3 protein-coding genes are annotated in these 2,358 nt (G+C 38.5%); all 3 read right to left on the bottom strand.

From position 1 onward, the window contains the following. Window positions 1–609: hypothetical protein (locus tag WB217_RS08470; RefSeq protein ID WP_423992498.1), on the bottom strand; the 609-nt coding region annotated here is incomplete at its 3' end. Next, window positions 606–1,307 carry a response regulator transcription factor gene (locus WB217_RS08465; protein WP_423992496.1) on the bottom strand — a complete coding sequence of 234 codons (702 nt, stop codon included), beginning with the start codon at window positions 1,305–1,307 and terminating at the stop codon, window positions 606–608. The genes WB217_RS08465 and WB217_RS08470, both read right to left, overlap by 4 nt. A 4-nt stretch (window positions 1,308–1,311) precedes the next feature. Next, on the bottom strand, window positions 1,312–2,058 hold the full coding sequence (locus WB217_RS08460; RefSeq protein ID WP_423992494.1) for a sensor histidine kinase: 747 nt from the start codon (window positions 2,056–2,058) through the stop codon (window positions 1,312–1,314). Window positions 2,059–2,358 lie beyond the last annotated feature (300 nt).

The following is a 2,358-nucleotide window of genomic DNA, read 5'->3' as shown; positions in this document are numbered from 1 at the left end:
GAATTGCTCATAAACCAGCCCGATACCTGTGCGCAAATAGATAGTAAGCGCAGTAAAGGAAACGACGAAAAATATTGCGAATGAAAGCAGGGTGCCTATTTTGTTGACGCCATAATTTCCACCTAAGCCAAATAAAATAAATCCAAAGCTGAGGAAAAGAAAAACGCCCAGGACTGGGGAATGATGAAATAAATCGCGAAAAATAATGGCAATCACGGATGTGTGAATCAAAATGCTTCCCAGGCTTGAAAAAGCGAAAATCAAAATGTAAAAAGGCGTTGCTTTCATTGAAGTGTCTAGCTGAAACGGGAAGACTTGATTCATCCGTTCCTGGCTGGACGTCAATTTCACCAGCAAAAAATAAAGAAGGAAAGGGACTATGCTCAAAATAAAGAAGCTGGACAAGCCTCCTTTTTCAGTCAGGATAAATGGAAATAGGAAGGTTGCTCCAGATATAAATTGATTGATCAATGAGTAGGTCCCCTCACTAAGCCCCATTTCTTTGCCTGGGTTCATGTAATCATAAATCGTTCGATGGCTGCCAATCTTTTCAAGAAAGAGAATAACGAGAGTGAATGCAATGAATATCAGTAAGTACCAATCAATCATGAATGTTTCTCCTTAAATTGGCTTGGGGTGATTCCTTCGATTTTTTTAAATAAATTACTAAAGTGATGCTGGCTTGAAAACCCTACTTCTTCAGCAACCTGTAACAGACTCCATTCAGGATGATCAGTCATAAGCTGCTTGGCCTTTTGTATTCTAAAATTGGTAATATAATCGGTGAACTTGACTCCTGTCACTTCGGTGAATTTTTTACTCAAATAAGTTGGTGTGACGAACACCTTTCTCGCGAGGTCAGTCAGCTGAAGTTTTTGACCATAATCCTCATGCACAATGTCCAGTACCTTGTTGATCAGGACAGATTTCGTCTCCATATAAGCGTTCTTCGCTAAAAAATCCTCAATCACCTTGAGCAATTCTTTTTCAATAACGGGTTTGACCAAGTAATCGAGCACGTCCAGACGAATAGCTTGCTTGGCATAGCTGAAATCCTGATAAGCTGTAATGAGCACGACCTCTGTATCGTAATCATTTGTCCTTAAATATTCACAAAAATCCAAGCCGGTATCACCTGGCAGCTGAATATCGACAAAAGCAAGCGGGAAAGAGTGGGTCTTTAATAATTGCCTTGCTTCAAACGCATCCTCCGCTGTAAAGATGTCCCAGTTAGGGTATTGTTTTTTTACCAAATACGAAAGCTGTTCAAGCTCTAATGGTTCATCATCGATCATTAATAGTTTCATATTGTCATTCCCCCGGAGTATAAGGCCAGACTGCTTTTACTTCTGTCCAGTCCTGCTTTCGTTTCATTGAGACTTCTGTATATAAATCAAAAAGCAATTCCATCCGTTTGCGGATATTTTCCATTCCTGTCCCATCCCCATGTGTGCTGATTCGTTCCAAATCATTCTCACCATTATCCGTTACCTTTAAAATGGCCCAATTTCCATCCCGGCGGAGGTCAATAATCAAACGTTTTTCACCACGTTTGTTTTCCAGTCCGTGCTTGAAGGCATTTTCAACGAATGTCTGCAGAGTATAGGGAGGGAGTAAGGCAGGAAGTGCGTTTTCATCAATCAAAAAAGTTATTTCAAGCTTCTGTCCAAAACGTAGTTGCTGGATGGCTAAGTAGTTTTTCGTATGTTCCAATTCACTTTCAAAAGGAACAAGCGAGGTCTTGTCTTTATTTTGATATCTTAAAAATAATGAAAACTTCTCCATCGAATGAATGAGATCTTCATTACGATTTAAACGGGCCAATGACATCATCGCATTTAAACTATTGAATAAGAAATGCGGACGAATCTGCTGGCTAAGCTGCAGGTATTCCATCTGGTGAAGCTGTGTTTCTAGCTGGATCTGCTTATTTTCCATCTGCAAATAATCGAACTCTTTTTCCAATAGCTTCAGAATGCTAAGCATGACTAAAGCAATAATAGGAAGCAGTAAGCATAGAAAGATGATAACCGAGAATATAGATGCGGCGCTAATCATAATTGATTCATCCTTTTGGAATTGATTTTGAAGGTTTATAACAGCATGAATAAGGTTCGATTTGCAGCAGACTCGTTCAAGATGTACTGCTTTTATTTTAATCTATATTACTCTTTTTTCTGGATGTGGTACAACCTATCATTTAGGCGCAGATGTTTGATAAATACTGAAACTATTTATAAATTTTTCCAGAATCATTGTATAATACAAACTATCCACATTTTACATAAAAAGAGAATTGAAGATAGATAGGGGGAGAGCACAAATGGAATTATGGAATGTATATGATCAATACAGACA

Origin of the sequence: Mesobacillus sp., from assembly GCF_049588175.1 — a bacterium.
Classification (GTDB): domain Bacteria; phylum Bacillota; class Bacilli; order Bacillales; family Cytobacillaceae; genus Mesobacillus.
This window is presented reverse-complemented; position numbering and strand designations above follow the sequence as displayed.